At 73.2% G+C, this 25,830-nt stretch carries 23 protein-coding genes; 12 read left to right on the top strand and 11 right to left on the bottom strand.

The features are described 5' to 3' along the window. Positions 1-74: 74 nt before the first annotated feature. The gene (locus KLI87_RS25300; RefSeq protein WP_156215377.1) at positions 75-617 is read left to right on the top strand and encodes a methylated-DNA--[protein]-cysteine S-methyltransferase; all 543 of its coding nucleotides are present in this window, start codon (positions 75-77) and stop codon (positions 615-617) included. Between the two features lie 85 nt (positions 618-702). Here KLI87_RS25300 and KLI87_RS25295 read toward each other — a convergent pair whose 3' ends face one another. The 5 genes from KLI87_RS25295 to KLI87_RS25275 form a co-directional block, all read right to left on the bottom strand. Next, a complete protein-coding gene (locus tag KLI87_RS25295) occupies positions 703-1,191 on the bottom strand; it encodes a glutathione peroxidase (RefSeq protein WP_214618951.1) in 489 nt (162 codons plus the stop codon). 93 nt (positions 1,192-1,284) lie between these two features. Further along, entirely contained in the window at positions 1,285-1,452 is a 168-nt protein-coding gene (locus tag KLI87_RS25290; protein ID WP_173390671.1) for a hypothetical protein, read from the bottom strand. Between the two features lie 170 nt (positions 1,453-1,622). Then, on the bottom strand, positions 1,623-1,781 hold the full coding sequence (locus KLI87_RS25285; RefSeq protein WP_156215375.1) for a hypothetical protein: 159 nt from the start codon (positions 1,779-1,781) through the stop codon (positions 1,623-1,625). 134 nt (positions 1,782-1,915) lie between these two features. Next, complete coding sequence (locus KLI87_RS25280; protein ID WP_156215374.1) at positions 1,916-2,206, bottom strand: hypothetical protein; 291 nt, start codon at positions 2,204-2,206, stop codon at positions 1,916-1,918. A gap of 25 nt (positions 2,207-2,231) precedes the next feature. Then, entirely contained in the window at positions 2,232-3,374 is a 1,143-nt protein-coding gene (locus KLI87_RS25275) for an LCP family protein (protein ID WP_214618950.1), read from the bottom strand. Positions 3,375-3,681: 307 nt separating this feature from the next. Between KLI87_RS25275 and KLI87_RS25270 the strand changes: the two genes are divergently transcribed. From KLI87_RS25270 to KLI87_RS25245, 6 genes are all read left to right on the top strand, one after another. Further along, positions 3,682-5,571 (top strand): ABC transporter ATP-binding protein, encoded by a 1,890-nt coding sequence (locus KLI87_RS25270; RefSeq protein WP_374225476.1) that lies wholly within the window; start codon positions 3,682-3,684, stop codon positions 5,569-5,571. A 123-nt stretch (positions 5,572-5,694) separates the two neighbouring features. After that, positions 5,695-5,844 (top strand): hypothetical protein, encoded by a 150-nt coding sequence (locus KLI87_RS25265; RefSeq protein ID WP_214618948.1) that lies wholly within the window; start codon positions 5,695-5,697, stop codon positions 5,842-5,844. Positions 5,845-5,917: 73 nt separating this feature from the next. Then, a complete protein-coding gene (locus tag KLI87_RS25260; protein ID WP_156215370.1) occupies positions 5,918-6,163 on the top strand; it encodes a hypothetical protein in 246 nt (81 codons plus the stop codon). Between the two features lie 7 nt (positions 6,164-6,170). Next, complete coding sequence (locus tag KLI87_RS25255; RefSeq protein WP_214618947.1) at positions 6,171-7,835, top strand: B12-binding domain-containing radical SAM protein; 1,665 nt, start codon at positions 6,171-6,173, stop codon at positions 7,833-7,835. 295 nt (positions 7,836-8,130) lie between these two features. Continuing rightward, positions 8,131-9,351 (top strand): MFS transporter, encoded by a 1,221-nt coding sequence (locus KLI87_RS25250; protein WP_156215368.1) that lies wholly within the window; start codon positions 8,131-8,133, stop codon positions 9,349-9,351. Between the two features lie 11 nt (positions 9,352-9,362). Next, positions 9,363-10,244 (top strand): JmjC domain-containing protein, encoded by an 882-nt coding sequence (locus tag KLI87_RS25245; RefSeq protein ID WP_214618946.1) that lies wholly within the window; start codon positions 9,363-9,365, stop codon positions 10,242-10,244. A gap of 15 nt (positions 10,245-10,259) precedes the next feature. On the opposite strand, the gene KLI87_RS41630 is transcribed toward KLI87_RS25245, so the two are convergent. The 6 genes from KLI87_RS41630 to KLI87_RS25215 all read right to left on the bottom strand — a co-directional run bounded on the left by KLI87_RS41630 (position 10,260) and on the right by KLI87_RS25215 (position 19,924). Next, positions 10,260-13,850: an AAA family ATPase gene (locus tag KLI87_RS41630; protein ID WP_214618945.1), complete on the bottom strand. Its 3,591-nt coding sequence runs from the start codon at positions 13,848-13,850 to the stop codon at positions 10,260-10,262. Between the two features lie 95 nt (positions 13,851-13,945). Continuing rightward, a complete protein-coding gene (locus KLI87_RS25235; RefSeq protein WP_156215649.1) occupies positions 13,946-14,710 on the bottom strand; it encodes an SGNH/GDSL hydrolase family protein in 765 nt (254 codons plus the stop codon). A 141-nt stretch (positions 14,711-14,851) separates the two neighbouring features. Next, entirely contained in the window at positions 14,852-15,427 is a 576-nt protein-coding gene (locus KLI87_RS25230) for an ATP/GTP-binding protein (protein ID WP_156215648.1), read from the bottom strand. A gap of 40 nt (positions 15,428-15,467) precedes the next feature. Continuing rightward, positions 15,468-15,932, bottom strand: a complete 465-nt coding sequence (locus KLI87_RS25225) for a DUF742 domain-containing protein (RefSeq protein WP_156215365.1) — start codon at positions 15,930-15,932, stop codon at positions 15,468-15,470. A 30-nt stretch (positions 15,933-15,962) separates the two neighbouring features. Then, positions 15,963-16,412, bottom strand: coding sequence for a roadblock/LC7 domain-containing protein (locus tag KLI87_RS25220; RefSeq protein ID WP_214618943.1), 450 nt, complete (start codon positions 16,410-16,412; stop codon positions 15,963-15,965). Further along, entirely contained in the window at positions 16,409-19,924 is a 3,516-nt protein-coding gene (locus KLI87_RS25215) for a sensor histidine kinase (protein WP_214618942.1), read from the bottom strand. The genes KLI87_RS25220 and KLI87_RS25215 overlap by 4 nt, the downstream gene beginning before the upstream one ends. An 801-nt stretch (positions 19,925-20,725) precedes the next feature. Between KLI87_RS25215 and KLI87_RS25210 the strand changes: the two genes are divergently transcribed. From KLI87_RS25210 to KLI87_RS25190, 5 genes are all read left to right on the top strand, one after another. Further along, the gene (locus KLI87_RS25210; RefSeq protein ID WP_156215363.1) at positions 20,726-21,709 is read left to right on the top strand and encodes an ABC transporter substrate-binding protein; all 984 of its coding nucleotides are present in this window, start codon (positions 20,726-20,728) and stop codon (positions 21,707-21,709) included. Positions 21,710-21,800: 91 nt separating this feature from the next. Then, positions 21,801-22,541 carry an ABC transporter permease gene (locus KLI87_RS25205; protein ID WP_242886164.1) on the top strand — a complete coding sequence of 247 codons (741 nt, stop codon included), beginning with the start codon at positions 21,801-21,803 and terminating at the stop codon, positions 22,539-22,541. Positions 22,542-22,593: 52 nt separating this feature from the next. Beyond that, positions 22,594-23,448, top strand: coding sequence for an ABC transporter permease (locus tag KLI87_RS25200; protein WP_214618941.1), 855 nt, complete (start codon positions 22,594-22,596; stop codon positions 23,446-23,448). After that, positions 23,445-25,049 carry a benzoylformate decarboxylase gene (gene mdlC, locus KLI87_RS25195; protein ID WP_214618940.1) on the top strand — a complete coding sequence of 535 codons (1,605 nt, stop codon included), beginning with the start codon at positions 23,445-23,447 and terminating at the stop codon, positions 25,047-25,049. Before KLI87_RS25200 ends, mdlC begins: the two co-directional genes overlap by 4 nt. 5 nt (positions 25,050-25,054) lie before the next feature. Further along, entirely contained in the window at positions 25,055-25,810 is a 756-nt protein-coding gene (locus tag KLI87_RS25190; protein WP_214618939.1) for an ABC transporter ATP-binding protein, read from the top strand. The last annotated feature ends 20 nt before the right edge of the window (positions 25,811-25,830 follow it).

Here is a 25,830-nt window from a genome sequence, read left to right as displayed (position 1 = left end):
CCTCGAAAGGCGACATGTCGGCGGAAATGACATAGCCGCGTGGAAGGCTGTCCGCTGGGAAGGAGCCCACCACCATGACCGGAACACTCGCGTTCGGCACGGCCGACACCGTGCTCGGCCGCCTGCTCGTGGGCGAGACCGAGACCGGGATCGTCTCGCTGCACTTCCGCGACACCCCCGCCGCCCGCGAGCGCGTGGCGCGGGCGGCGGGCCTGCCCGTCGTGCACGCCCCGGACCGGCTCGCGCCCGCGCTGTCGGCCCTGTCCGACTACTTCTCGGGCGACCTCAAAAGCTTCGACCTGCCGATCGACTGGCGGCTGACCTCCGACGTCCAGCGGCAGGTGCTCACCACGTTGTACGAGACCGTCCCCTACGGCCGCACGCTCACCTACGGCGAGCTGGGCGACCGCAGCGGGACGGGCGTCCACGCGCAGGTCATCGGCCAGGTGATGGGCTCCAACCCCATCCCGCTGGTCGTCCCGTGCCACCGCGTGGTCGCCGCCACCGGGATCGGCGGCTACAGCGGCGGCTCGGGCGTCGAGGTCAAGCGCTGGCTGCTCATGCTGGAGGGCGCGCTGCCCGCCACCCTCGACTGGGACATCACCCGCGCCCCCTGAGGGCCCGCCGAACGGCTCGGGGACGCGGGGCCCGCCACGGGGGGCGCGGGGCTCAGAGGGCGCGGGAGGCGCGCCGACGGGGGGTTCAGGCCGGGAGGGTCCGCTCGATGGCGGTGACGACCTCGGCGGACTCGGGCTCGGCCTGCGGCGCGAACCGGGCGGCGACGGCGCCGTCCGGGCCGATGAGGAACTTCTCGAAGTTCCAGCGGATGTCGCCGGTGTGCCCCTCGGCGTCGGCCGTGCCGACCAGCCCCTGGTAGAGGGGATGCCGCTGCTCGCCGTTGACGTCGACCTTCTCCGTGAGGGGGAAGGTGACCCCGTAGGTCGCCGAGCAGAACTCGGCGATCTCCTCGGGGGTGCCGGGCTCCTGGCCCATGAACTGGTTGCAGGGGACGCCGAGGACGGTGAAGCCCCGCTCGGCGAAGCGCTCCTGGAGCCGCTCCAGCCCGGCGTACTGCGGGGTCAGGCCGCACTTGGAGGCGACGTTGACGACGAGCACGGACGTGCCCCGATATTGCGCGAGGTCCGCGGACCCGCCCTGCAGGCCGCCGATTTCCACATCGTAGACAGACATGCGACCGATCCTAGGAGACCGGTCCGACATGCCCGCGGGCCCGCCGAGGCCGGCGTCCTCGCCGGACGCCGGCCGCCGCACACCGCGCGCGGCCTACCGGCCGCCGTCGCCCAACCCGTTCACGAACGAGGAGAGCTGGTCGCCGGCGTCTCCGAGCTTACTGAAGGCGTTGTTCACCAGTCCTGCCGCGTCCTCCGGGGAGCTCAGCAAGTAGAAGATGACGAAGGCGATCGCCACATAGCGGAGGTTCTTCTTCAGCATCCGTAACGCCGTCCCTCTAGTAGCGCAGCGACACAATGACCCGATGCGATTGTGCCCAACCACGTCTGCTCGCAAAGGGGGATTTTACTGTGACGGCGGCGACAGTGCTTGCTGCCCGGGTGTGAAAGAACCCCGCGCCCGTCGCGGGCACGGGGTCTGCGAAGGCCGTCCTAGTTGGGGATCGCGCTCATGAACCGCGACACCGACTCGGCCGCGTTCCCGAGGCTCCCCAGGCCGCCGTTGACCAGGCGCGCCGCCCCTTCGGGCCGGCTGATGACGTACCACGCCACGAAGGCGATGCTCACCAGCTTCACGTATTTCTTGTTCACTCGAACCACCCTCTGCGGTCAGATGCCTACGGAGAGTGTTTCCCAGGGACGGCCTCGGAGAGATCAACGGCACGCAAAGACAGGTCCATGTCCCCTTGGCGCCACCCTTCACGGCGGTCCCGGGGACCGGTGCGTCAGGGGGTGCGGGGCCCGGCGAGGTAGTCGATGTAGAAGGGGCGGAGGGCCTCGGCGAGGTCGCCCTCGCCCGCGTGGGTGAACTCCTCCAGCAGCGACAGCCCGTGCAGGAGGTCGAACTCGGCGCGCCCGACCTCCCCGGTGGCCGCGGCGGCGGCCGGGATCGCGCGCAGCAGATCCCACAGGAAACCGACGTCGCGGCGCTCACGGGCCAGGCCCGTGGCCCGCTCGTACAGCTCCTTGGTGGGCAGGTCGTCCAGATCTTCGCCGTGCGGCGTCACCTCGGCCATGCCCCGACTCTAACCGGGGCCGCGCTCACTTGGTGATCGCGCTCTGGGGGATCTTCCGGTCCGACCTGAGCGCGTCGAACAGCGTGGCCGCCCTCGCCTTGTCCCAGGTGATGTAGGAGCCCGCCGCGGTCGTGCGGCCCACGCCGCCGATCGGGACGGTGGTCGTCACGCCGTCCCCGCCGCTGACGCCCTTCATGGCCCACATCATCCGGACAAGGTCGTAGAGGTGGTCGCCGTCGTCCACGAGGAAGTTCTTGGTCGCGTTCGTCGCGAGCGGCCAGCCGCGGAAGGGGTTGAGCAGCGTCCCGGGGCCGGTGGCCTTCTTCATCAGCGCGCCGAAGAACTGCCGCTGGTGCTCGACGCGCTCCAGGTCGGCGCGGGCGAACTTGCGGGTCCGCACGTAGCCGAGCGCCTGGCCGCCGTCGAGCGTCTGGCAGCCGGGGCTGAGCTTCAGGCCCGCCTTCGGGTCGTCCAGCTTCTCCTTGACGCAGATGTCCACGCCGCCGACGGCGTCCACCACGCCGACGAAGCCGCCGAAGCCGATCTCGGCGTAGTGGTCGATGTGGATGCCGGTGCTCTTCTCCACCGTCTGGACGAGCAGCTTCGGCCCGCCGTACCCGAACGCGGCGTTCAGCTTGTTCGACCCGTGCCCGGGGATCGGGACGTAGGAGTCGCGCGGAAGGCTGATCAGCGACGTGCCGCCCGAGCCGTAGTGCAGCAGCATCATGGAGTCGGTGCGGCGGCCCGCCGCGAAACCGGTGCGCAGCCGCCGCTGGTCGGCCTTGGACATGCCCTCGCGGCTGTCGGACCCGACGACCAGCCAGTTGGTGCCGGGGGTGTCGGCGACCCGGCCCGCGTAGTCGGTGAGCACGGACTCGCGCTTGAGCCGCGAGTCGAGGTAGAAGTACCCGGCGACGAGCACCAGCAGCGGGACCAGGACCAGCGCGCCGAGCACGTAGGGCCAGCGCCGCCTGCGGCGGCGGTAGCCGCCGGGCGGCTCGTCGCCGAAGCCGATCCGGCCACCCGCGAGCTGGTCTCCGGAGTACGGGTCCGCGTAGGGATCGGGCTCGTAGGCGTGCGGATGGTCCGCGGGTGCGGACTCGTGCCTGCTGCGTGCCACGCGGTCGTCCTCCTTGCGGGTCCAGCCCTCCGGCCAGCCGTCGGTCATGCCGTAGACCCTAGACAACTCGGGCGGCGCGCGCGTCCATCCGGCGCAGGATTGTCCACACCTCCATATAGCCACTCTTTGTGACATGAAAGGCGGACAACCTCCTCCTCTCGTCGCACACTTCTCCTGCCGGGTGGTACCTGAGGGCGAGGGGCGGGAGCGAATGGGGAAGCGCGCGGACAAACGCCGCGAAAGAGCTGGTGAGAGACGCGCCAGGAGAGGCGGGAGTGACAAGGGCGCACCGGAGTTGCCCGAGCTCGCCACGCATCCCTGGTACTCCAGGACCGGCGAGCTGGCCGAGACCGGGATGCGCGTCATGGCCCGGCGGCTACCGTCGGTGATCGGCCAGGCGGCGCGGCTGGCCTGGCGGGCGAGCCGCGCGGACACGGCGGTGACGATCTCCCTCAACCTCCTCGCCGGCGTCTTCACCGCGTTCGGGCTGCTGGCGACGACCGGCGTGCTCACGGCGCTGTTCAGCGCGGGCCCGACGCCGGGCCGGGTCCGCGACGCGCTGCCCTCGCTGGCGCTGGTCGCGGGCGCGGCGGCGCTGCGGGCGGCGCTGCAGGCGGGCGCGGGCTGGTCGCAGGCGCGGCTGGAGCCGCAGGTCGAGCGGCTGGTGGAGCTGCGGCTGTACGAGGCGACGACGATGGTGGCGCTCGCCGCGCTGGACGACCCCGACTTCCTGGACGAGTTGAAGCGCGCGGAGACCCGGGGCCTGACGGCGGCGCCGAGGGTCGTCCAGCACGCGGTGGACGTGCTGACCGGCGCCGTCGGGCTGGTCGCGGCCGCGGGCACGCTCGGCGTCCTGCACCCGCTGCTGCTGCCGCTGCTCCTGCTGACCGCGCTGCCCGAGGGGTGGGCGTCGGTCCGCAGCGCGCGGATGCGCTACCTGACGCTGCTGAAGCTGGTGGAGGTGGGGCGCCGCAAGTGGATCCTGTCGGACCTGATGACCGAGCGGCGGCACGCGGCCGAGGTCCGCTCGTTCACGATGCGGCCGTTCCTGCTGGAGGAGTACGACCGGTTCGCCGCCTACCAGCGCGGCGTGGAGCTGGACCTGGCGCGGCGCCAGACGGTCGCCAAGGTCGCCGGGGACGCGCTCCAGGGCCTCGCGACCGGCGCCGTCTACGTCGCGCTGGGGCTCATGCTGTGGAAGGGCGCGGTGCCGCTGGCGGTGGCGGGCACGGCCGTGCTCGCGATCAGGACGGGCCAGACGTCGCTGGCCAACCTGGTCTTCGCGGTCAACCAGTGCTACGAGCAGGGCCTGTACTTCGGCGACTACCTGACGTTCTGCGACACGGCCGAGGCGAGGATCCCGCGCCGCGCGCTGCCGTCCGCCGCCAAGGAGGAGGAGGAGGAGGTCCTCCCGGACGACTTCGCCTGCATCCGGGTCGAGGACGTCACCTTCACCTATCCGGGCGCGGACGCCGCCTCCCTGCGGGGGATCTCACTGGAGCTGCGCAAGGGCGAGGTCGTGGCGCTGGTCGGCGAGAACGGCTCCGGCAAGTCGACGCTCTCCCGCGTCATCGCGGGCCTGTACGACCCCGACGGCGGCGAGGTCGCCTGGGACGGCGTGCCGCTGTCGCGGGTCTCCCCCGAGCAGGTGTGGGACCGCGTCGCCGTGATCGCGCAGGAGTACACGCACTGGCCGATGACGGCGCGGGAGAACATCGCGATGGGACGCGGCGGCGGCCCGGCGGACCCCGCCGTCCTCGCCGCCGCCCGCGCCTCGGGCGCCGACGAGGTCGTGGCGGAGCTGGCGCGCGGCTACGACACGCTGCTGGACCGCCGGTTCCAGGGCGGCGCCGACCTGTCGGGCGGCCAGTGGCAGCGGCTCGCGGTCGCGCGCGGCTTCTACCGGGACGCGCCGCTGCTGATCTGCGACGAGCCCTCGGCCGCCCTGGACGCGCGGGCCGAGCACCTGCTGTTCGAGCGGATCCGCGCGCACACCGACGGGCGGACCGTCCTGCTGATCACGCACCGGCTGGCGAGCGTCCGCTACGCCGACCGGATCTACGTCCTGGAGCACGGCCGGGTGATCGAGGAGGGCGACCACGCCGCGCTGATGGCGCGCGGCGGCCTCTACGCCGAGCTGTACGGCCTCCAGGCCGCCGCGTACGGGGCCGCCGACCCTCCGGCGGCCCAGCGCAGCCCCGCCGGGCGCCCGAACAGCGATCGAACCAGAACAGTCAAGAATTAGTCAAGGGCATTGCTAAAGGCATGGTCAACAATGAGGATGGCACTTGTAAGTAGCGAATTGGAGATCGCCCGACAATGGATCACGTCGAGCGTTCGACGATCATCCGGAGAGGGGGGAGGCATCATGAGAACGGATCGCAAGTCGCTACGCGAACTGGTCCGGGACGAGCTTCGCGAGACCAAGAGGGAGGCCCCGGCTTTCACGGACGTGGCGATGGGCAGCGCGACCTACACCAAGATGCTCGGAAAACGCTATTCGGGTACCTCTGGCTGAGCACCCCGACAAGGCGGCGGCCGCCGCGGGAGGCGCCCCTTCCGCGGCGGCGGCCCATCAGGAGGTCATCGCGGTGGCGTTCTACACCATTCTCACGCCCTATCTCGACGAGTGCGGCAGCGTCTACGTCGCGGGCGCCGGCGCGGGCGGATCGGCGGTCCGGCTGAACGAGCGGGCCAGCGCCCTGTGGCGCGACCTGGCCGCGACCGGGCGCTGCGACGCCCCGGCGATGGCGGAGGAGGACAGGGCCTTCGTGCACGCGCTGGTGTCCAGGCGCGTGATCGCCTCCGCCGAAGAGCCCGTTCGCGGCGGCGGGTGAGGCTCGCATGCGGATCGCGTTCCTCAACCCCTCGGTCGGGTTCTCCGACCGCCGCAAGTCCATCCCGATCGGCCTCGCCTACATCATGGCTTTCCTGGAGTCGCGGGGGTACCGCTCCACCGGCTTCGACTTCGGCGACTCCACGACCGGCGCGTCCGACCTGGTGGAGCAGTACCGGCTGTGGGACCACGACCTGCTCGGCATGTCGGTCTACAACGAGTCGTTCCCCATCGCGCTCGACATGGCCCGCGAGGTCAAGCGGCGCAACCCCGGCTGCTTCGTCGTCATGGGCGGCCCGCAGGCCACCGCGACCCACGGGCGGATCCTCCGCGACCACCCCGAGGTCGACGCGGTCGTGCGCAGGGAGGGCGAGCACCCCACGCTCGACCTGGTCCGATGCCTGGAGTCGGGGCCGGACGGGCTCGGCGCGGTGCCGAACCTCACCTGGCGCGAGGGCGCCGCCGTCCGGGTGAACGCCGAGCTGCCCGCGCTCGACGACCTCGACTCGCTCCCGTTCCCGGCGGCCGACTTCGTCACCGACCGCGCCTACGCCAGGCTCCACTTCTACGACGCGCTCCGCGACGAGCTGCGCCCCGCCCTGACGATCAACACCTCGCGGAGCTGCCCCTACAACTGCAGCTTCTGCGGCGTCCTCACGATCGGGCGGCGCTACCGCTCCCGCAGCCCGGGCAACGTGGTCGAGGAGCTGGAGTTCTTCCGGGAGCGCGACGACGTCGACTACCGGCACGTCTACTTCAGCGACGCGAATTTCTTCGTCCAGGCGGGCCGCGCACTGGAGATCGTGCGCGCGCTGCACGCCGCCGACGACCGTGTCACCTTCAGCTTCGGGACGCGCGTCAATCAGATCCTGAAGGCCCAGCACGCGATCATGGAGATGCGGGCGCTCGGGCTGCGGTTCATCGAGGTCGGCGTGGAGAGCGCCTCACCGGCCGTGCTGCGCCGGCTCGCCAAGGGCGTGGGCCCGGAGGTCAACGACGCGGCCGTGGCGTTCCTCAACCGGATCGGCGTGGAGATAGCGCTGGACTTCATCATGGTCGACCCGGCGAGCACCGTCGAGGACCTCCGCCTGAACATGGACTTCATCGAACGGCATTTCCTCGACCACTATCCGCACGAGCATTTCTACACGAGCCTCGCGCTGTATGAGGGAACGCCCATCCGGGAATACTACGAGGAACGCCTCGGAAGGCCGTTCGCCGCCGGCACGCTCCCCGACACGGCCGAGCTTTTCGAGCACGCGGAACTGCGCGTCTGGTGGAATCTCCTCTGGAGTTTCGGTTCCCGTTACCAGGGCCGGATCGACGCGCTGCTGGCGAAAACGGAGACGCTGCTGAAACACCCCGCCGCCGTGAAATGCCTGACCGAGCGGCAGGGGCCCTGGGAGGACCTCTCCCGCCTCCAGCTCGACAGCGTCACGCTGCGGCACGCGCCGCCGATGTTCTTCCGGCGGCTGGTCGACCGGCTCGCCTCGGGCGCGCTGCCCGCGACGCTGGAGGAGGTCGGCCTGCGGGGCTTCGGCCGCCGCGGCACCGACCTCGACGACGTGATCGCCTCGGCCACGGCCGCGCTCGGCCGCCTCGGCGACCGGCTCGGGCTGCCGCCCGGCGAACTCGACCGCGCGCTCCAGGTCTCCGGGGCCGCGTACCAGTGAGCGCCCGCGTACCAATACGCGCCCGCGTACCGGTGAGCGCACGCGCGGCGACGAGCGCCCGGGTACCGGTGAGCGTCCGGCTACCGGTGAGCGTCCGCGCACCGGTGAGCACACGCGCGGCGACGAGCGCCCGGGTACCGGTGAGCGTCCGCGTACCAGTGAGCGCCCGCGTACCAATGCGCGCCCGCGTACCGGTGAGCGCACGCGCGGCGACGAGCGCCCGGGTACCGGTGAGCGTCCGCGTACCAATGAGCGCACGCATCCCAGTGAGCACACGCGCGGCGGTGAGCGTTCGGTGAGGAGCGTCCGCCCACGGCGCGACCTCGCGCTGGTCGCCACGGCCTGCGGCCTGTCCACGCTCGGCACCACGGCGGCGTTCCTCGCCATGGTCCTGCACCTGCGGGAGGCGGGCGCGGGCTGGGTGACGGCGCTGCTGCTGGCGGAGATCTCCCCGGTCATCCTGATGGCGCCGGTGGCGGGCGCGATCGTCGACCGGCTGGAGGCGCGGGCCGTCCTGATCTGGGCGAGCGCGGGCCAGGCGGTGGTGAGCGTCGCGCTGAGCCTGGTGGACGCCCCGGCGGCCGTCGTCGGGCTGGTCGCGCTGCTCGGCGCGCAGGCGGCGGTCGAGCGTCCGGCGGCGGCGGTGCTGGTGCCGCACATCACCGGCGAGGACGGCGCGACCCGCGGCTACGCGCGGCTCGGCACCGGACGCGCGCTGGGCGGGATCATCGGCCCGGCCGTCGGCGGGTTCGCGGGCGCGGCCGGGGGCACCCGCGCGGCGCTGCTCCTCAACGCGGCCAGCTTCCTCGTCCTGGCGATCGCGATGACGACCGTCGGCGCCCGCAGGCGGCCGCACCGCGAGGCCGCCCCGGCGGGCGGCGGGCGCGGCTTCGCCAGGGCCGGGTTCCGGGTCGTGCTGGGCGACCCCGTCCTGCGGTTCGCGATCCCGCTCACCGCGCTGGCCGCCGGCATCGCGCTGGCCGACAACGTCGCCGCGCCCTACCGCTTCACCGACGACCTCGGCGCGGGCCCGGTCGGGTTCGGGGTGTACGAGGCGCTCTACTCGGTGTGCGAGCTGGTCGGCATCCAGGTGTTCGCGCTGGAGGCGGGCCGGGGCCGCGAGGAGGGGCTGCTCGGGGCGGGGAACCTCATGCTCGGGCTCGGCGTCCTCGGCATCGGCCTCGCCGCGACCTACCCCCTCGCGCTCGCGGCGGCGGTCGTCGGCGGCGTCGGCAACGGCATGAGCAACGCCGGGGAGGGCGCGGTGATCAGGCGCTGCACACCCGAGGCGACGCGCGGCCGGGCGTTCGCCGCCAGCGGGTCGCTCATCCAGGCCGCGTCCGTCGCCGGGGCCGCCGCCGGCGCTCCCGCCGTCGCCGCGCTCGGCCCGGCCGCGACGATGGTGGTGTCGGGGGCGCTCGCCTCGGCGGTGGCGTCCGCGGGCGTCGTCGTGGCCCTGCGCCGCACGCGGGAGACCGCGGTCACCGACCACCTCGTCCACGACGAAGCCCGCTAAGGAGCCCGCACATGGATGACCTGCGCACCTCCCGGGAGTACGCGTCGATCGGCGACCTCCTGGTCACGACGGCCCGCACGCGTCCGAGCCGTCCCACCGCCGCGCGCGTGGCCGTGTCGGACGGCTACCGCGTCACCGCCGCGCGCGTCGACACCTGGCTGGACCGGGGCCAGATCACCAGCGCGTCGGTGTCGTTCTCCCGCGACAACACGGCCGCGCCGCTGTCGCTGATGTCGTCGGACTTCGAGGTGCAGGGGCGGGCGTGGCCGTTCCTGCTGTCGGCGGACAAGGTGCGGCGGCTCGTCGCGAGCGGCTACACGATGGTCATCACCGGACCCGAGATCTGGGACGGGACGCTGCGCCGGTCCGCGCTGGAGGTCACCCGCGCGATGGCCGCCTCCCTCAACACGATGGTCTTCCTGACGCCGCCCGGGACCAGCGGCTTCCACCGGCACCGGGACCGGGACGACTTCGTGGTCGTCGTCCAGACCGAGGGCTCCAAGCGGTGGCGGCTCTACGACGCCCCGCCGGACGGGTGGACCGAGGACGACGACACCCGTCCGGCCCCGGCGGCCCAGTCGGCGGAGGTCGTCCTGGACGTCGGCGACACGCTCGTCATCCCCCGGGGCTGGGGGCACGCGGCGTCGGCCGAGACCGGCGGCGTCTCCACCCACCTGTCGTTCGGCGTCAACCACGTGTCCCCGGCGCACCTGCTGCGCACCGCGATCATCGGCGCGCTGCGGCGGATGAAGGAGTCCGCGACGCTGGAGGACACCGAGGCCGCCTACCGCGCGCTCGTCGCCGAGTTCCGGGAGGGCGCCGCCGACGACCTCGTGCTGGAGTACGTGAGCGCCCCCTTCCGGACCGGCGACCTGCGGCTCGGCGACCTCTGACCTGGACGTCGCGGCCTAGATGTAGGGCCCGAAGCCCCCCGCGTCGTCGCGGGACGGGGCGTCCGGCAGGTCCTCGGGCCGCAGCAGCCGCACCTCGGCCGCGTCGACCTCGCCGGAGCCCGCGTCGTGCGCGGCGGTGATGCGCCCCGCCTGCCGCGACACCGCCGCCTCCAGCAGGTTGCGGACGACCCGCGCGTTGCCGAAGGAGGACCCGCGCGGCAGCCCCGCGACGAGCCGGCGCAGCGCGTCCAGCAGGCCGGGGGCCAGCTCGAACCCCTTCTCCGCCGCCATCGACTCGAAGATCGTGACCAGCTCGTCGCCGGAGTAGTCGGGGAAGCGCAGCACCTTCGGGAACCGGGAGTCCAGGCCCGGGTTGAACTTCAGGAAACGCTCCATCTCCGCGTCGTAGCCCGCGACGATGACCACCAGGTCGTTGCGGTGCTCCTCCATCAGCCGCAGCAGTTCGGCGACCGCCTCGTGGCCGAAGTCGCGGCCGTCGCCGCCCGCCGAGGACAGCGCGTACGCCTCGTCCACGAACAGGACGCCGCCGAGCGCGCGCTCGACCGCGCCCCGCACCCGCGGCGCGGTCTGCCCGATGTAGTCGGCGACGAGGTCGGCGCGGGTGACCTCGACGAGATGGCCCGAGGACAGCAGCCCGAGCTGGGCGTACACGGCGGCGATCAGCCGGGCGATCGTCGTCTTGGCGGTGCCCGGGTTGCCCATGAACACCATGTGCCGGGCCGGGGAGGCGATCGGGACGCCCGCGTCCCGCCGGATCTGCTCGGCGCGCGCCTCGGCGACCAGCGAGGCCACCTCCGCCTTGATGGCGTCCAGGCCGATGAGGCGGCCGATGTCGGCGAGCGGGTCGCCCGACCCCTCCTCGCGGCCCCGCGCGAGCGTGTCGGGCACGTCCTCCAGCAGGATCTCGTCCAGCGACTCGTTCTCGTCGACGACGCCGTCGGCCAGGACGCGGCGCCCCTGCATCGCGACGGCCCGGTCCAGCAGGTTGATCATGATGCGGGCGTTGCCGAAGCCGCGGTCGCGCGGCGCCGCCTGGGCGAGCGCGCGGACCTTGTCCAGGACGCCCGGGGCCAGCGCGAACCCGGCGTCGGCGGCCTTGGCGGCGAACACCTCGACCAGCTCGTCGTCGTCGAGGTCGGGGAAGCGGACCGTGCGGGGGAAGAACGCGGCGAGGTCGGGCGTGGACTTCAGCAGCCCGTTCAACTCGGCCTCCGGCCCGGTCAGCACCACGACGAGGTCGTCGGCGTGCGCCTGGACGGCGGTGCCGAGCACGTCCAGCACCTCCCGGCCGCGCGGGCCCTCGGCGGCCGACGGCGCGAACACGTGCGCGTCCCGGACGACCAGGACGCCGCCGAGCGCCTGCTCCACCGCCCGCCGCACGCGCAGCACGCTCTCGCTGGAGTACTCGCCGAGCAGCTCGGCGCGGTCCACCTCGACCAGGTGGCCCGAGGACAGCGCGCCGAGGTCGGCGTAGATCCGGCCGAGGATCCGCGCGACCAGGCTCTTGCCGGTGCCGGGGTTGCCGGTGAACACCAGGTGCCGGGGCCGCGCCGCGACCGCCATCCCCGCCTCGCGGCGCAGGCTCGCCGCCTTCGCCTCGGCGACCAGCGCGTCGACCTCCCGTTTGACCGGCTCGATGCCGGCGCAGGCGGCCAGCTCGGCGAGCGGGTCGCGGTCGGAGCGGCGGCCGTGCACGACCCGCTGCGGCAGGTCCGCGTCGGTGATCTCCAGCTCGTCCGCCGCGGCGGCGGGCGTGCGGGCCCGCGCGGCGGCGACGCACTGCCCGACCATGTGCTCCACGAGCCGCGCCCCGCGCAGGTTGAGCAGCGGCGGCGTGCGGGTGAGCAGCACCCCGGCGGCCTCCGCGACCTCGGCGGCGACGCGCGCGCCGCGCCGGGCGGCGGCGCGGGTGAACAGCTCGGCGAAGCCGTCCTCGGCGAAGTCGCGGGTGCCGACGACCTCGAACGCCCGCACCAGCGCGGGGTTGGCGTCGATCAGCCGCCGGTCGCCGCCCGGCCGGCACAGCGCGACGACGTCCAGCGAGGGCGAGCGGGCGAGCAGCCGCCGCAGCTCCTCCACCGCCGCCGGGCCGCACCGCTCGTAGGTGACGAGCCGCTCCAGGTCGTCGACGACCAGCAGCATCCGCGCCTCCACGCAGTCGCGGACGCGGGCCTGGAGCCACAGCACGGCGTCGCTCACGCCGAGCGAGGCGAACACCTGGTCGGAGACCCACAGCGCCTCGCGCAGCACGCCGCTCTCGGCGAGGGCGCGCTCCACCACCTCGGCGGCGGTGCCCTTGCCCGTCCCCTCGGGACCGGCGACCAGCAGCCGCACCGGCCGCTCCCCCGCGAGCCGCGCCGCCAGCGCGTCCTGGACGGCCCGGGTCAGCTCCGGCTGCCCGACGATCGCCTCCGCGACGGCCTCGTCCCGGGCGGCGCGCCCCTCGTCGGCGGCCTGGCCGGGGCGCCCGGCCGCGACGCGCTCGGGGAACAGCGCCGAGCCCAGCGGGTTGAACACGCGCCGCGCCGTGAACAGCCGCCGCAGGTCGGCCTGGAACGGCCGGACCGGCACCCGGCAGCGCGGGCTGATCGCCGCGTCCGGCAGGCCCTGCACGGCGCCGGTGATCCGCACCGCCATGTCGAGCCAGCCGCGCGCGGCGTCGGCCTCGCCCGCGACCAGCGCGCGGGCCAGCCAGGCGCGCACGTCCTGCTGCCACGCCTCGGCCGCGAAGCCCTCGCGCGCCGCCTGGAACCGCTCCTCCAGCCTCTCGTAGCGGGCCGTGCCGAGCGCGACCGCCAGCTCGGCCGGGACGACCCGCGCCTCCGCCGCGAGCAGCAGCAGCGCGAGCGCGACGTCGGGGTCGTCGCCGTCGGAGACGGCCCCGGCGATCCGCTCGTGCGCCGCGTCCAGGCCCTCGCACGCCCAGCCGAGGTAGGCGAGCGGCCCGGCCATCTCCGGCAGCACGGCCAGCTCGTCCTCGCCGAGGCTCGCCGTCCAGACCTCCTCCAGCGCCTTCTGCGGGACGGTCATGTCCTGCTCCCGCAGCGCCGGATCGGACGCCCGCCGGTCGAACAGGTCCATCAGCGTCCGGCGCCGCCGCTCCAGCGGCTCCAGGCCGTCGAAGACCTCCAGGCCCGCCCGCGCCAGCTCGAACATGACCGCGCGGCGCTCCCGGTCGTCGCCGGCGGGCTCGGGCAGCCACAGCCCCGGCGGCCGCCACCGGCCGCCCTGGGTGAACCACGCCATCGGGTCGCGGACGGCGGGCTCCGGCGTCGCCAGGAACGCCGACAGCAGCTCGTAGTCGACATCGCCGCGCGTCCCGCCGCGCACCGCCGAGGCACCCAGCAGGAACGTCAGCAGCGACCACTGCTCGGCGCCCGCCGCGCTCGTGTCCTTGCCGTAGAAGTCGCTGAGCTGCCTGGTCAGCACGATCGCGCGCGGATCGGCGTTGTAGGCGACCGCGCGTTCGCGCATGTCCTCGTACAGGCCGTCGGGGACGCGCCACGGCCCGAACGCGTACACGTCCAGGACGGGCTCGTCCGTCAGCAGCACTTCGAGGTGGTCCGGCAGCCGGGGGGCACTCACCAGGGGGGTCCTTCTCCTACGCGGCGGGTCGGGGTGACGTACGTCTCGCATGCACCCTACGACCCGGCTCGATCACGCACATCCCCGTCGCGCCGCTAGAGCGGCAGCGCGTTGGGCCGTTTGGGGTCGCGACCGTCGCCGGAGGAGCGGCCGGTGGCGCGGCGCCCGATCCACGGGAGGAGGTACGCGCGGGCCCAGTGGAGGTCCGCGCGGCGCGAGGTGAGCCAGCCGGCGGGGGACGGCGGCGGCCACGGCTCGCGCCAGTCGCCCTGGACCGGGACGCCGATGACCTCGGCGACGCGCAGCGCCATGCGGCGGTGCCCCTCGGGCGACAGGTGCAGCCGGTCCTCGAACCAGGCGCGCCGGTCGTTGAACACCCGCAGCGACCACAGGTCGACGACGTCGCAGTCGCGGCGGTCGGCGATGGCGCGCAGGTGCATGTTGAAGGTCGCGGCCCGGCCGCGGATGCGCGTCGCGGTGTTCAGCCCGCGCGGGTCGAACCCGGTGAAGACGACGACGCGGGCGCCGGTGGCGCGCAGCCGCCGGACGGCGTCGTCGAAGACCACGGCGAGCGCGTCCGGGTCGGCGCCGGGGCGCAGCATGTCGTTGCCGCCGCCGCAGAACGTCACGAGGTCGGGCGACAGCTCGACGGCCCGCGGCACCTGGTCGTCAACGATCTGCCGGACGAGCTTGCCGCGGACCGCGAGGTTGGCGTAGCGCAGGCCCGGGTCGCGGGCGTCGAGATGCTCGGCGAGCCGGTCGGCCCAGCCGCGGAAGCGGTCCCGCTCACCCGGGTAGGGGTCGTTCAGGCCCTCGGTGAAGCTGTCGCCGAGGGCCACGTACGTCCGGATCCGCCCCATCTCCGCCATCGCCGTCCCCCGTGCCCGTTCGTTCTCGATCACGTTGGCAATGATGCATGGTGCACGCAACCTACGCGACCGTAGATCACCCGGATGTGGGCGACACGACACGGGCCCGGCCGGCGGCCGCCGGCCGGAGGATCAGGTCCAGCTCGGGGAGGTCGTCCCCGGCGCGGCGGTGGCGTGCACCGACATCGCGTGCTGGACAAGCGTGATCAGCACCTGCTTGGTCGACTCGCGGTTGCGCGCGTCGCACTGGACGATCGGCACGTGCCCGCTGATCGACAACGCGTCGCGGATGTCCTCGACCGCGTACTGGAACTCGCCGTGGAACCCGTTCACGCCGACGACGAACGGCAGCCCGAGCTCCTCGAAGTAGTCGACGGCGGCGAAGCAGTCCTCCAGGCGGCGGGTGTCGACCAGCACGACCGCGCCGATCGCGCCGCGGACCAGGTCGTCCCACATGAACCAGAAGCGGTGCTGGCCGGGCGTGCCGAACAGGTACAGGATCAGCTCGCGGTCGAGCGAGACGCGGCCGAAGTCCATCGCGACCGTGGTGGTCGTCTTGTCGGGGACGGCCGACAGGTCGTCCACGTCGGCGCTCGCCGCCGTCATCACCGCCTCGGTGGTGAGCGGCATGATCTCCGAGACCGACCCGACGAAGGTGGTCTTGCCGACGCCGAACCCGCCGCCGACGACGATCTTCACAGAGGTCAGCTCGGCCTCTGCGCCGTGCGGCCCCGGGGGTGGAACCTGATCAGAGCTTCCGAAGGCCACTGAGCACCCTTTCTAGCAAACGGAGGTCCGGCTGGCCGCCGGTCGTGGTGGGACGCGACTGGTGCAGGCGCAGCAGTCCCTCGACGGCCATGTCGGCGACGAGCACCCGCGCGACGCCGAGCGGGATGCGGAGCATCGCGGACACCTCCGCCACCGATCGGGCCGACCGGCACAGGTCCATGATCGCCCGGTACTCCGGGGTCAGCACGGCCACGTCCCGCGGCGGGTAGGGCGCCGCGGTGACCAGGGCCTCGATGGCCAGGTCGTACCGCGGCTTCGTGCGTCCCCCGGTGACGGCGTACGGGCGCACCAGCGAACTGGCGTCCTCCTCCTCGCGTGCGGGCGGCCGGCCCCCCTGCCCCGGCACCCGCCCCTGGTCCCCCGGCCAGCGCCCCGGGCCGCCCGGACCTCCCGGACCGCCTCCGTAGGAACTGCCTCGATCCATCTCGCCCGACCTCCGTCAGAGTCAGTCCGGTCAATAACGGGCGGGCCCCGCGCCCATCTCGGTCACCGGCGGTCCCGGGTACGGCGGCTGCTGCTCCGGGGAGCGCAGCGCGGGCGTCAGCACCCGGCCGACCCGCTCCACCAGCAGCGTCATCTCGTACGCGACCAGTCCGAGGTCGCAGTCGGGCGCGGCGAGCACCGCGAACACCGACCCGTTGGTGATCGACATGACGAACAGCAGCCCGCGGTCCATCTCGACGACGGTCTGGCTCACACCGCCCGCGTCGAAGATCTTCGCCGCACCCTGCGTCAGGCTCATCAGCCCGGAGGCGATGGCCGAGAGCTGGTCGGCGCGCTCGGGCGGGAAGCCCGAGGAGTAGGCCATCGGCAGGCCGTCCGAGGAGACCACGACGGCGTGCGCGACCTTCGGGACCCGGTCCGCGAAGTTCGTCACCAACCAGTTGAGATCCTGCCCGCTCACCGGGAGCCTCCTGTCTCGTCGTCGCCCTGCGACGGCGCCTCACCTGACGTGCCGCCGCGAGTCTCGGTGCGGCCCCGATGGACGCCTCGCTGCAGGCTCGCGAAGCGGTTGCGCACCACGTCGGCCTGCGGGCCCTGCGCCTGCCTGCCCTGTGGTTCCTGTCCCGGGCGGTCCTGCGCGGCGGGCTGCGCCTGCCCCGCCTGCGGACGGCCGCCCTGCGGCTGACCGGCCTGCCCCGGTCCGCCCTGCCCCTGACCCGGCTGCGCCTGGCCCTGTCCGGCCTGCGCCTGCCCGGCCTGGGCCTGTCCCGCCTGGCCGGCCTGCGCCTGGCGCCCCACCGCGCCGGGCACGCGGTTCTTGCCCGGCACCCGCTTGGGCAGCCCGACGGACGTGCGCGTGCTCGCCACGGGCTCCCGGACGGCCTCGGCGGCGCGGAACCCCGCGTCCGCCGGGGACTCCCAGTCCTTCGGCGGATCCTCGCCCGACGACGCGTCCGATCTGCGCTGGAACCACTCCGACTGCATCGCGTCGAAGATCGGCGAGCGCTCGGGGACCCGCCTCGGCCCGGCGGCGGGCCGGGGCGGCGGCGGGATCCGCGCGGGCTCGGCCGCCGCGGCGGCCGGCGCGGGCGTCTCGAATCCGGACTGGTCGGTGGCGGGTGGCTCCGGGATGGCGTCCTCCGGCGGGTTGGGCGTGGGCGTGGCCGGCCGCGCCTCGTCGGGCGCCGCCGGGTCGCCGTTGTCCCCCCACGGGGCCCCGCCTCCGCTGGGCCGGGATCGCGCGCCGCCTGGGGAGCCGTCGGCGAGGGTGTCGGACGGCAGCGGGCCTGTGTCGCCGCCGACCTGCTGGAGCGGACCCGTCTCCCAGGGGATGTGCCGCGGGGCGCCCGGCTCGGGCACCACGGGCTGCGCCTCGGGGACGACGGACTGGGGGCCGGTGTGCCGGCCGGGCCGGTAGAGCCCGTTGCGGGCGGCGCCGCCCGGACGCTCGCCGGACGGTCGCTCGGCGGAGGGCTGCTCGGCCTGCGGCCGCTGCTCGCCGCGCGGCTGGAACAGCCCGTTCGGTCCGTCGCCGGCGCCCGGCCGTCCCGGCAGGTTCGCGCCGGGCTCGCGGACGGGCAGCTCGCCGGGCGCGCGGGCGGCGCCGCGGTCGTCGGAGGGCCCGTAGGGCTGCACCGGGTAGGCGTCGGAGCCGAACGGCTCGGACGGGTAGGGCTCGCCGGCGGAGGGCGAGGCGTCGGCCGGGCGCTGGTCGACCGGCGGGACGATCGGGATCGGGCCGGTGAGGCCGGGCGGGGTGGCGTGCGCGCCGCTCCCGGCCTGGGCCATCGGGCCGGTGCCGCCGCCGACCACGCGGTGCGCGCCGCTGCCGCCGACCATCGGGTGGCCGCCGCTGCCGAGCTGCGGCTGCCCGCCGGTGCCGAGCACGGGCTGCGGGCCCGAGCCGTACTCCTCCTGCTGGAGCGCGCCGGCCTGCTCGAACGCGCCGCCCGCGCCGCCGGCCCCGAGGGCGGGCGGCTCGGTGATCGCGGTGAGCGCGGCGAGCTGCCCGCCGCCGCCCGCCGCCTCGCGGGGGGCCGCGGCGCCGCCGAAGCCGCGCGAGCCGATCCCGGCGGACTCGCCGGGGCTGACCACGGCGTCCGGCAGCACGACGAACGCGGTGAGGCCGCCGCCCTGCGCCGCGCGCAGCTCGACCCGGATGCCGTGCCGGACGGCGAGGCGGCCGACCACGAACAGGCCCATGCGCCGCGCGGCGGAGAAGTCGATGACCGGCGGGTTCGCGAGCCGCCAGTTGGCCTGCTCCAGCTCCTCGGGCGAGATGCCGACGCCGTTGTCGGTGATCTGGAGCATCGAGCCGCCGCCGCTGAGCATCTGCCCGGACACCGTGACCTTGGTGTGCTCGGCGGAGAACACCGTCGCGTTCTCGACCAGCTCGGCCAGCAGGTGGACGAGGTCGTTGACGACGGGGCCGGCGACCGTCATGTCGCCCTGAACCCGCAGCGCCACCCGCTCGTACTGCTCCACCTCGGACAGGGACGCGCGGACGACGTCGATCAGCGGGACCGGCCGGTTCCACCGCCGCGCCTGCTCCTGCCCTCCGAGGACGAGGAGGTTCTCGCAGTTGCGGCGCATACGGGTGGCGAGGTGGTCCAGGCGGAACAGGTTGGCGAGCTGCTCCTCGTCGCGCTCGCTCTGCTCCAGCTCCTCGATCAGGCGGAGCTGGCGCTCGATCAGCGACTGGCTGCGGCGGGAGAGGTTGACGAACATCGCGTTGATGTTGCCGCGCAGCACGGCCTCGTCGGCCGCCAGCCGCACCGCCTCGCGGTGGACCTCGTCGAAGGCGCGGGCCACCTGGCCGATCTCGTCGGTGGAGTCGATGTCGATCGGCTGCACCTCGATGCCGCCGGCGGCGGCCTCGGGATCGCGGAGCCGGTCGACCAGGCCGGGCAGCCGGGTGCCGGCGACCTCCAGGGCGCCCTGCTGGAGCCGGCGCAGCGGCTTGACCAGCGAGCGCGCCATGAACGCGGTGATCAGCAGGACGAACAGCAGCAGGATGGCCGCGACGATCGCGTCGGTGATCGTCGACTGCCGCGCGTCGGCGCCCCGCTCGTCACTGATCTTGCTGATCTCGCCGGCCAGCGACTGCTCGACCTTGCGCATCTGGTCGACCATCTCGGTCATCACGCTGCGGATGACGAGGGCCGCGTGCGAGGTGCCGAGCGTGACCGGGAGCCGCCCGTTCCCCGCGCTGGCCGCGGTGATGGCGCGCTGCCGCAGGTCGCGGGCCTGGTCGATGCGGGTGCCGACGACGGTGTCCTCGAAGAGCTGGCGCTGGGCGACCGAGGAGGAGCCGCGGAAGGCGGTGATCGCGCTGTCCTCCTCCGCGCGCGCGGCGGTGAGCGCGTTCAGCTCGTCGGTGGCGAGCCGGTGCCCGTGCGCGCCGATGAGCAGCAGGGCGCGCTCGCGGGAGACGGCCTCCTTGGCGCGCGCGAGCGAGCCGAGCGCGCGGCTGGCCTCCGCGAGCCGGTCGTCGGCGACGTTCTGCGAGAGGGCGTCGAGGATGCCGGCCAGCTCCCGGGCCGACTCGGAGTACTTCTGCAGGACGGTGAACGCGGGCACCCGGGTGCTCGTCGCGAGGGCGCGGACCGCCTTGACGCCGTCCAGCCGTCCGCGCACGGCCGTGGCGTCGCGCAGGGCCTGGCCGCCGAAGGAGGAGTCGATGCGCCCGGCGGCCGAGCGGACGGGGCCGAGTTGCGCGTCGGTCCGGCGCTGCCGGTCCTGGAAGGCGCCCAGCAGGGCCGGGTCGTGGTTGGAGGCGATGTACTCGACGGCGGTGTCGCGCTCGGCGATGAACTCCTGGAGGAACCGGGTGACGTGCTCACCGAGGTCGGCCATCTTCTCGACCCGCCCGTACGCCTCCGTCCGGCCGGCCGAGTTCGAGATGCGAAACCCGGCGAGCGCGACGGCCGCGACCGTCGGAACCAGGATCAGCACGACGAGGCGCTGCGGCACCCGCCAGTTCCGCAGGCTGAACCTGCTGCCCGTCCGTGGTGAAGGATCGGACCGTGCCTCGACCTCCCCGGGTCGAGGAAGGTCGCGACCTGCGTCGCTTGGTTGCATCCGGCGTAAACACCCTCTCCATCACGATGTGCCGCATCCTCTGTGGCCGAACCACCACGAAGAGTCCAAATGCAACATCGTTCCGCCTCCGGCGCTCGACATTGCAGCACATCCAGGGATGGGCCGCAAAGGACCCTAGGCGAGTCGATATGGACTAATGCGACAATCGGGGTTTCGTTACCGTCTGTCCGTTTTCACGGGTACGGTCCGTCACGCTCCGCACATGTTCGTTCAGTCCTTGGGCGGTCTCGGATCGTGACGACCGCTGTTCGCCCGGGATCGATTCGAGATCGTGACCTTCGCGACCCCGTTCGTGGACCGGTCCGATCGCTCACTCTCCGGAGTCGTCCGGCGATGGACGGTCACTCCTGACCGAAAGGACCAATGGGGTCGGGACGGACGGACCGAATCCGCCCCGTCCGGCGGCGATCCCACGGGCCGTACCGACCAGTGGAACAGGGGACGTGCGGGACGGAGTAGTCGCCGACGTACCATGCGTCACGCAAGACCCGCAGGACACAAGACAGTCACGCAATCCGGAAGCAAACCACCCAAGACGCCCAACCCGCGATACTCTCCCCGAACGTGATCATCAGGCGCGGCGGGAACAGTGGCCACAGTCGTCCCCCCTGGCTCTTTCGCCCTGGTCAACCCAGCCACGCCAGCATCTTCCCCTGATGAGTAAGGAGTGCCATGAGGCAATCCGGACGTCGCTCTGTTCTCCTCGGTGCTCTTCTCCTGGTCGCCTCCCTCGCCGTCGGTTGCGGAGACTCCGACGACTCCTCCGGGAGTAGCAAGGGACTGGAAAAGAAGACACTGACGGTCGCGTCGCTGCCCCTCGTGGACGGCGCGGCCCTGCACATCGCGCAGAAGCAGAAGCTGTTCGAAGCCGAGGGCCTGAAGGTACAGATCAAGCCGGTCCAGCAGAGCATCCAGGCGCTGCCCGCCCTCGCCAAGGGCGACGTGGACCTGATCGCCGGCGCCAACTACGTGTCCTTCCTGCAGGCGAACGAGAAGGGCACGCTGAAGCTGAGCATCGTGGCCGAGGGGGCGACACTCACCTCGAACATGATGAACGTGCTGGTCAAGTCCGACTCGAAGATCAAGACCGCGAAGGACCTTGAGGGCAAGAAGGTCGCGGTCAACATCCTCAACAACATCCAGTCGCTGACGCTGAACGCGATCCTCAAGGCGAACAACGTGGACGCCTCGAAGGTCACCTACGTCGCGATCCCGTTCCCGCAGATGGCCGCCGCGCTGGAGAAGGGCCAGGTGGACGCCGTCCACATCGTGGAGCCCTTCCTGTCCGACACCCAGAAGAAGCAGGGCGCGCGGGTGGCGGTCGACGGCGGCAGCGAGCCGGTGACCGGGCTGCCGATCAGCGGCTACGTCAGCACGCAGGACTTCACCAGCAAGAACCCCAAGGCGGCGGCGGCCTTCCAGCGGGCCATCATGAAGGCGCAGGGGATCGCCACCGGCGACCGCAAGCGCGTCGAGGAGGTCCTGCCCGGCTACGCCAAGATCGACCCGCAGGTCGCGTCGGTCATCACGCTGCCGGGCTACCCGACCACGCTGAACACCACCCGGATGCAGCGGGTCGTCGACCTGATGACCACCGCGGGCCTGCTCAAGCAGAAGCCCGACCTGAAGTCCATCCTCTTCCAGCCGACGGCCTGACGGCGGGACACCGAGTTCACCCATGACACACCAGTCGACGTCATCCCGCGGTCTCTCGCGCCCAGGCAAGTGGGCGCGGGGGGCCGTGGGGGTGGCGGTCCTGTTCCTCGCGAGCGAGGCCCTGGGGCGGGCCGAGATCGTGGACCGTTCCTACCTGCCCCCGGCCTCCACCGTGGTCGCCCGCGCGTTCGAGCTGTTCGGCGACGCGGAGTTCCTGCACAACGTGCGCGTCACGCTGACCGCGTGGGGGCTCGGCCTCGGCTTCGCCATCGTGATCGCGGTGCCGCTCGGGCTGCTGTTCGGCAGCGTCCCGGCGATCAACACCGGCGCGCGCGCGATCGTGGAGTTCCTGCGGCCGATCCCCTCGGTCGCGCTCATCCCGCTCGCCGGGCTGGTGCTCGGATCGGGGCTGGGCATGGAGGTGCCGCTCATCGTGTACGCGGCGAGCTGGCCCATCCTGTTCAACACGATGTACGGGCTGGACGACGTCGACCCCACGGCGAAGGAGACCCTGCGCACGTTCGGCTTCAGCCGCACGCAGGTGCTGCTGCGGGTGTCGCTGCGCAGCGCGGCGCCCTTCATCGCGACGGGCGTGCGGCTCGCCGCCTCGATCGCGCTGATCCTCGCGGTCGGCACCGAGATCCTGTCCGGCTTCGGCGAGGGGCTCGGCATCTTCATCGCCAACGCCAGCAACGTGCCGGACGGCACCCGCGACGTCCTCGCCGGGACGGTGTGGGCCGGCTGCCTCGGCCTCATCAGCGACACGCTGCTCGTGCAGGCCGAGAACCGGCTGTTCCGCTGGCACTTCGCGCTCCGGAGCGGTGCCTCGTGACCCGCGCCCCGGACCAGACCCCCGCCTCGACGTGTGAGAGGAGCGGTGCCGCGTGACCGCCGCGACCGCGACCGTGTCGTCCGCGCCGCGCTCCCGCGGCGGCGTCGCCGGGGCGGTGGTGCGGGGCGTCCTGCACCGCTGGCTGCCCCTCGTGATCCTCGTCGCCGCGTGGGAGGTCGCCACGCGGATCTCCGACAGCCCGTTCTTCCCGCCGCCGTGGGAGATCGCCAAGCACATGAAGGACCTGTGGTTCAGCGGACCCGCGAGCCACCTGTTCCTGAACGGCGAGGCGACCGGCAACATCTTCCCGAGCCTCGGCCGGATGGCGCTCGGGCTGGCGCTGTCGACGCTCGCCGGGGTCGTGCTCGGCATCGCCATCGGGCGCTCCGAGCGGGCCCTCGCCTACCTCAACCCGATCATGCAGTTCGCGCGGGTGATCCCGCCGCCGACGCTGGTCCCGGTGTTCATCGTGCTGTTCGAGCTCGGCACCCAGATGCAGGTCGCCTCCATCATCTTCAGCGCGATCTGGCCGATCCTGCTGAACACCGCCGACGGCGTGCGGTCGGTCGACCCGGTGCAGATGGCGACGGCCGAGACGTTCCGGCTGTCGGCGTTCGAGCGGATCCGGTTCCTGATCATCCCCTCGGCGCTGCCCAAGATCTTCGCGGGGCTGCGGCTCGCGCTGTCGCTGTCGCTGATCCTGATGGTCTTCTCCGAGCTGCTGCCCGGCACCTCCGACGGGGTCGGCTTCGAGCTGACCAACGCCCAGAGCGTGTCCGACATGCCCACCATCTGGTGCGTCATCGTGCTGCTCGGCGTCCTCGGCTACCTGTTCAACACGATTCTGCTCGCGGTGGAGCACCGGGTCCTGACCTGGCACCGCGAGGCGCGAAAGGCGGCTTCATGACGACCGGGTCCACCGTCCGGGAGGCGGTGTTCGAGTTCTGCCGGCGCGCCGGGATGACCACGGTCTTCGGCAACCCCGGCTCGACCGAGCTGCGGATGTTCCGCGACTTCCCCGAGGACTTCGAGTACGTCCTGGCCCTCCAGGAGACCGTCGCGGTCGCCGCCGCGGCCGGGCACGCGATCGGCACCGGCAACGCCGGGCTGGTCAGCCTGCACTCGGCGGGCGGGGTCGGGCACGCGCTCGGCGCGGTGTTCAACGCCTACCGCGACCGCGTGCCGCTCGTGGTCTTCGCGGGGCAGCAGTCCCGCGACATGCTGCTGTCGCGCCCGTTCCTCGGCGCCGACGAGCCCGCGACGTTCCCCCGGCCCTACGTGAAGTGGAGCCGCCAGCCCGAGCGCGCCGAGGACGTCCCGGCGGCGCTCGCCGAGGCGTACCGGGTCGCGATGACGCCGCCGCGCGGGCCCGTGTTCATCTCCGTCCCCGAGGACGACTGGGACCGCCCGGCCGCGCCCGTCCCGCACCGCGAGGTCAGGTCCGCCTTCACCGCCGACCCGGCCGCGCTCCGCGAGGTCGCGGACGCGCTGAACGCGGCCGCCGGCCCCGTGATCGTCGTCGGCTCCGGCGTGGACGACGAGGAGGCGCTGCCCCAGGTCGTCGAGCTGGCCGAGCGGCTCGGCGCGCCCGCGTGGATCAGCCCGCTGTCGGGGCGGTCCGGGTTCCCCGAGGACCACGCGCTGTTCCGCGGGTTCCTGCCCCCGGTCAAGGACCAGCTCGCCGCGCGGCTGGACGGGCACGACGTCGTCCTCGTCCTCGGCACGCAGGTGTTCACCTACCACGTCGGCAGCGGCGGCGACGTCCTGCCCGCCGGGGCGCGGCTGTTCCACCTCGACTGCGACCCGGCGCAGACGGCCTGGTCCACGGTCGGGACCAGCCTGCTCACCACGCTGCGGCCCGCGCTGGCCGGGCTGCTCGACCTGGTCGAGAAGGCCGACCGGCCCGCGCCCGAGCCGCGTCCCCGCCCCGCCCCGCCGCGCGCGGGCGACCCGATCGACCCGGCGCTCGCCGTCGAGACCCTCCGCGACCTGCTCCCCGAGGACGCGGTGATCGTGGAGGAGATCCCGAGCCACCGCGACCTGTTCCACGCCCGGATGCCGATCACCCGCTCCGGCGGGTTCCTCGCCTCCGGCAGCGGCGCGCTCGGCTGGGCGCTGCCCGTCGCGGTCGGGCGCGCGATGGCCGGGAACGGCGAGCGGATCGTCTGCGTCATCGGCGACGGCTCCATCATGTACTCGGTGCAGGCGCTGTGGACGGCGGCGCAGCGGCGCGTGTCGCTGACCGTCGTCGTCGTCAACAACGGCGGCTACGGGGCGATCCGGTCGCTCGGCCGCCGCATCGACATCGAGACGGTCCCCGGCGCCGACATCGCCGGCATCGACTACGCGGCCGTCGCCGCCGGGCTCGGCGTCCCCGGCCGGACGGTCGCCTCCACCACCGAGCTGGACGAGGCGCTCGCGCAGGCGCTCGCCCACGAGGGCCCCTACCTCGTGGAAGTCCAGGTCGAGCAAGGCGACCCCACCCTCTACGAGCCCTGGGCGCGGTGATCAGAATGCTGGAGATTTCCGGGCTGGGCCACTCCTACGGTGGTGCCACCCCCGTCCTGAAAGGCATGGACCTCAAGGTCGCCGAGGGCGAACTCGTCACGATCGTCGGCCCGTCGGGCTGCGGCAAGTCGACGCTGCTGCGCTGCATCGCCGGGCTGATCGCGCCGAGCGAGGGCAAGGTCGTCCTCAACGGCACGGCCATCGACGGCGTCCCCGACGAGCTCGCGGTCGTGTTCCAGGACTACAGCCGCTCGCTGCTGCCGTGGCTGACGGTCCGCGACAACGTGGCGCTGCCGCTGCGGCGGCGCGGCGCGAACCGGTCCGAGCGGCGCGAGCAGGCCGCCGAGGCGCTGAAGTCGGTCGGGCTCGCGGACGCGGCGTCCAAGTACCCGTGGGAGCTGTCGGGCGGCATGCAGCAGCGCGTGTCGATCGCCCGCGCGCTCGCCTACCGGCCGTCCTTCCTGCTGATGGACGAGCCGTTCGGGTCGGTGGACGCGCAGACCCGCGAGGACCTGGAGGACCTCGTCCTCCAGGTGCACCGCGCGCAGGGCATGACGATCCTGCTGGTCACCCACGACATCGACGAGAGCGTCTACCTCGGCGACCGCGTCGTGGTGCTGGCCCGCAACCCCGGCCGGATCCGCGAGCAGCTCCAGGTCACGCTCCCGGCGACCCGCGACCAGATCGGCACCCGCGCCGACCCCGAGTTCGTCCGCCTCCGCGCCGAGGTGGGCGGCCTCGTCCGGGGCGTGGCCCACTAGCCTCGTCCCGAGGGGGAGGC

Origin of the sequence: Actinomadura sp. NEAU-AAG7 (genome assembly GCF_018603865.1) — a bacterium.
Classification (GTDB): domain Bacteria; phylum Actinomycetota; class Actinomycetes; order Streptosporangiales; family Streptosporangiaceae; genus Spirillospora; species Spirillospora litoris.
Note: the sequence above shows the minus strand (reverse complement) of the source record. Positions and strands in the feature narration are given on the sequence as shown.

Coding starts and splice junctions, on each gene's coding strand:
- KLI87_RS25300 (WP_156215377.1), top strand. CDS start 75: ATGACCGGAACACTCGCGTTCGGCACGGCCGACACCGTGCTCGGCCGC.
- KLI87_RS25295 (WP_214618951.1), bottom strand. CDS start 1,191: ATGTCTGTCTACGATGTGGAAATCGGCGGCCTGCAGGGCGGGTCCGCG.
- KLI87_RS25290 (WP_173390671.1), bottom strand. CDS start 1,452: ATGCTGAAGAAGAACCTCCGCTATGTGGCGATCGCCTTCGTCATCTTC.
- KLI87_RS25280 (WP_156215374.1), bottom strand. CDS start 2,206: ATGGCCGAGGTGACGCCGCACGGCGAAGATCTGGACGACCTGCCCACC.
- KLI87_RS25275 (WP_214618950.1), bottom strand. CDS start 3,374: ATGACCGACGGCTGGCCGGAGGGCTGGACCCGCAAGGAGGACGACCGC.
- KLI87_RS25270 (WP_374225476.1), top strand. CDS start 3,682: ATGCGCGTCATGGCCCGGCGGCTACCGTCGGTGATCGGCCAGGCGGCG.
- KLI87_RS25265 (WP_214618948.1), top strand. CDS start 5,695: ATGAGAACGGATCGCAAGTCGCTACGCGAACTGGTCCGGGACGAGCTT.
- KLI87_RS25255 (WP_214618947.1), top strand. CDS start 6,171: ATGCGGATCGCGTTCCTCAACCCCTCGGTCGGGTTCTCCGACCGCCGC.
- KLI87_RS25245 (WP_214618946.1), top strand. CDS start 9,363: ATGGATGACCTGCGCACCTCCCGGGAGTACGCGTCGATCGGCGACCTC.
- KLI87_RS25235 (WP_156215649.1), bottom strand. CDS start 14,710: ATGGGGCGGATCCGGACGTACGTGGCCCTCGGCGACAGCTTCACCGAG.
- KLI87_RS25225 (WP_156215365.1), bottom strand. CDS start 15,932: ATGGATCGAGGCAGTTCCTACGGAGGCGGTCCGGGAGGTCCGGGCGGC.
- KLI87_RS25210 (WP_156215363.1), top strand. CDS start 20,726: ATGAGGCAATCCGGACGTCGCTCTGTTCTCCTCGGTGCTCTTCTCCTG.
- mdlC (WP_214618940.1), top strand. CDS start 23,445: ATGACGACCGGGTCCACCGTCCGGGAGGCGGTGTTCGAGTTCTGCCGG.
- KLI87_RS25190 (WP_214618939.1), top strand. CDS start 25,055: ATGCTGGAGATTTCCGGGCTGGGCCACTCCTACGGTGGTGCCACCCCC.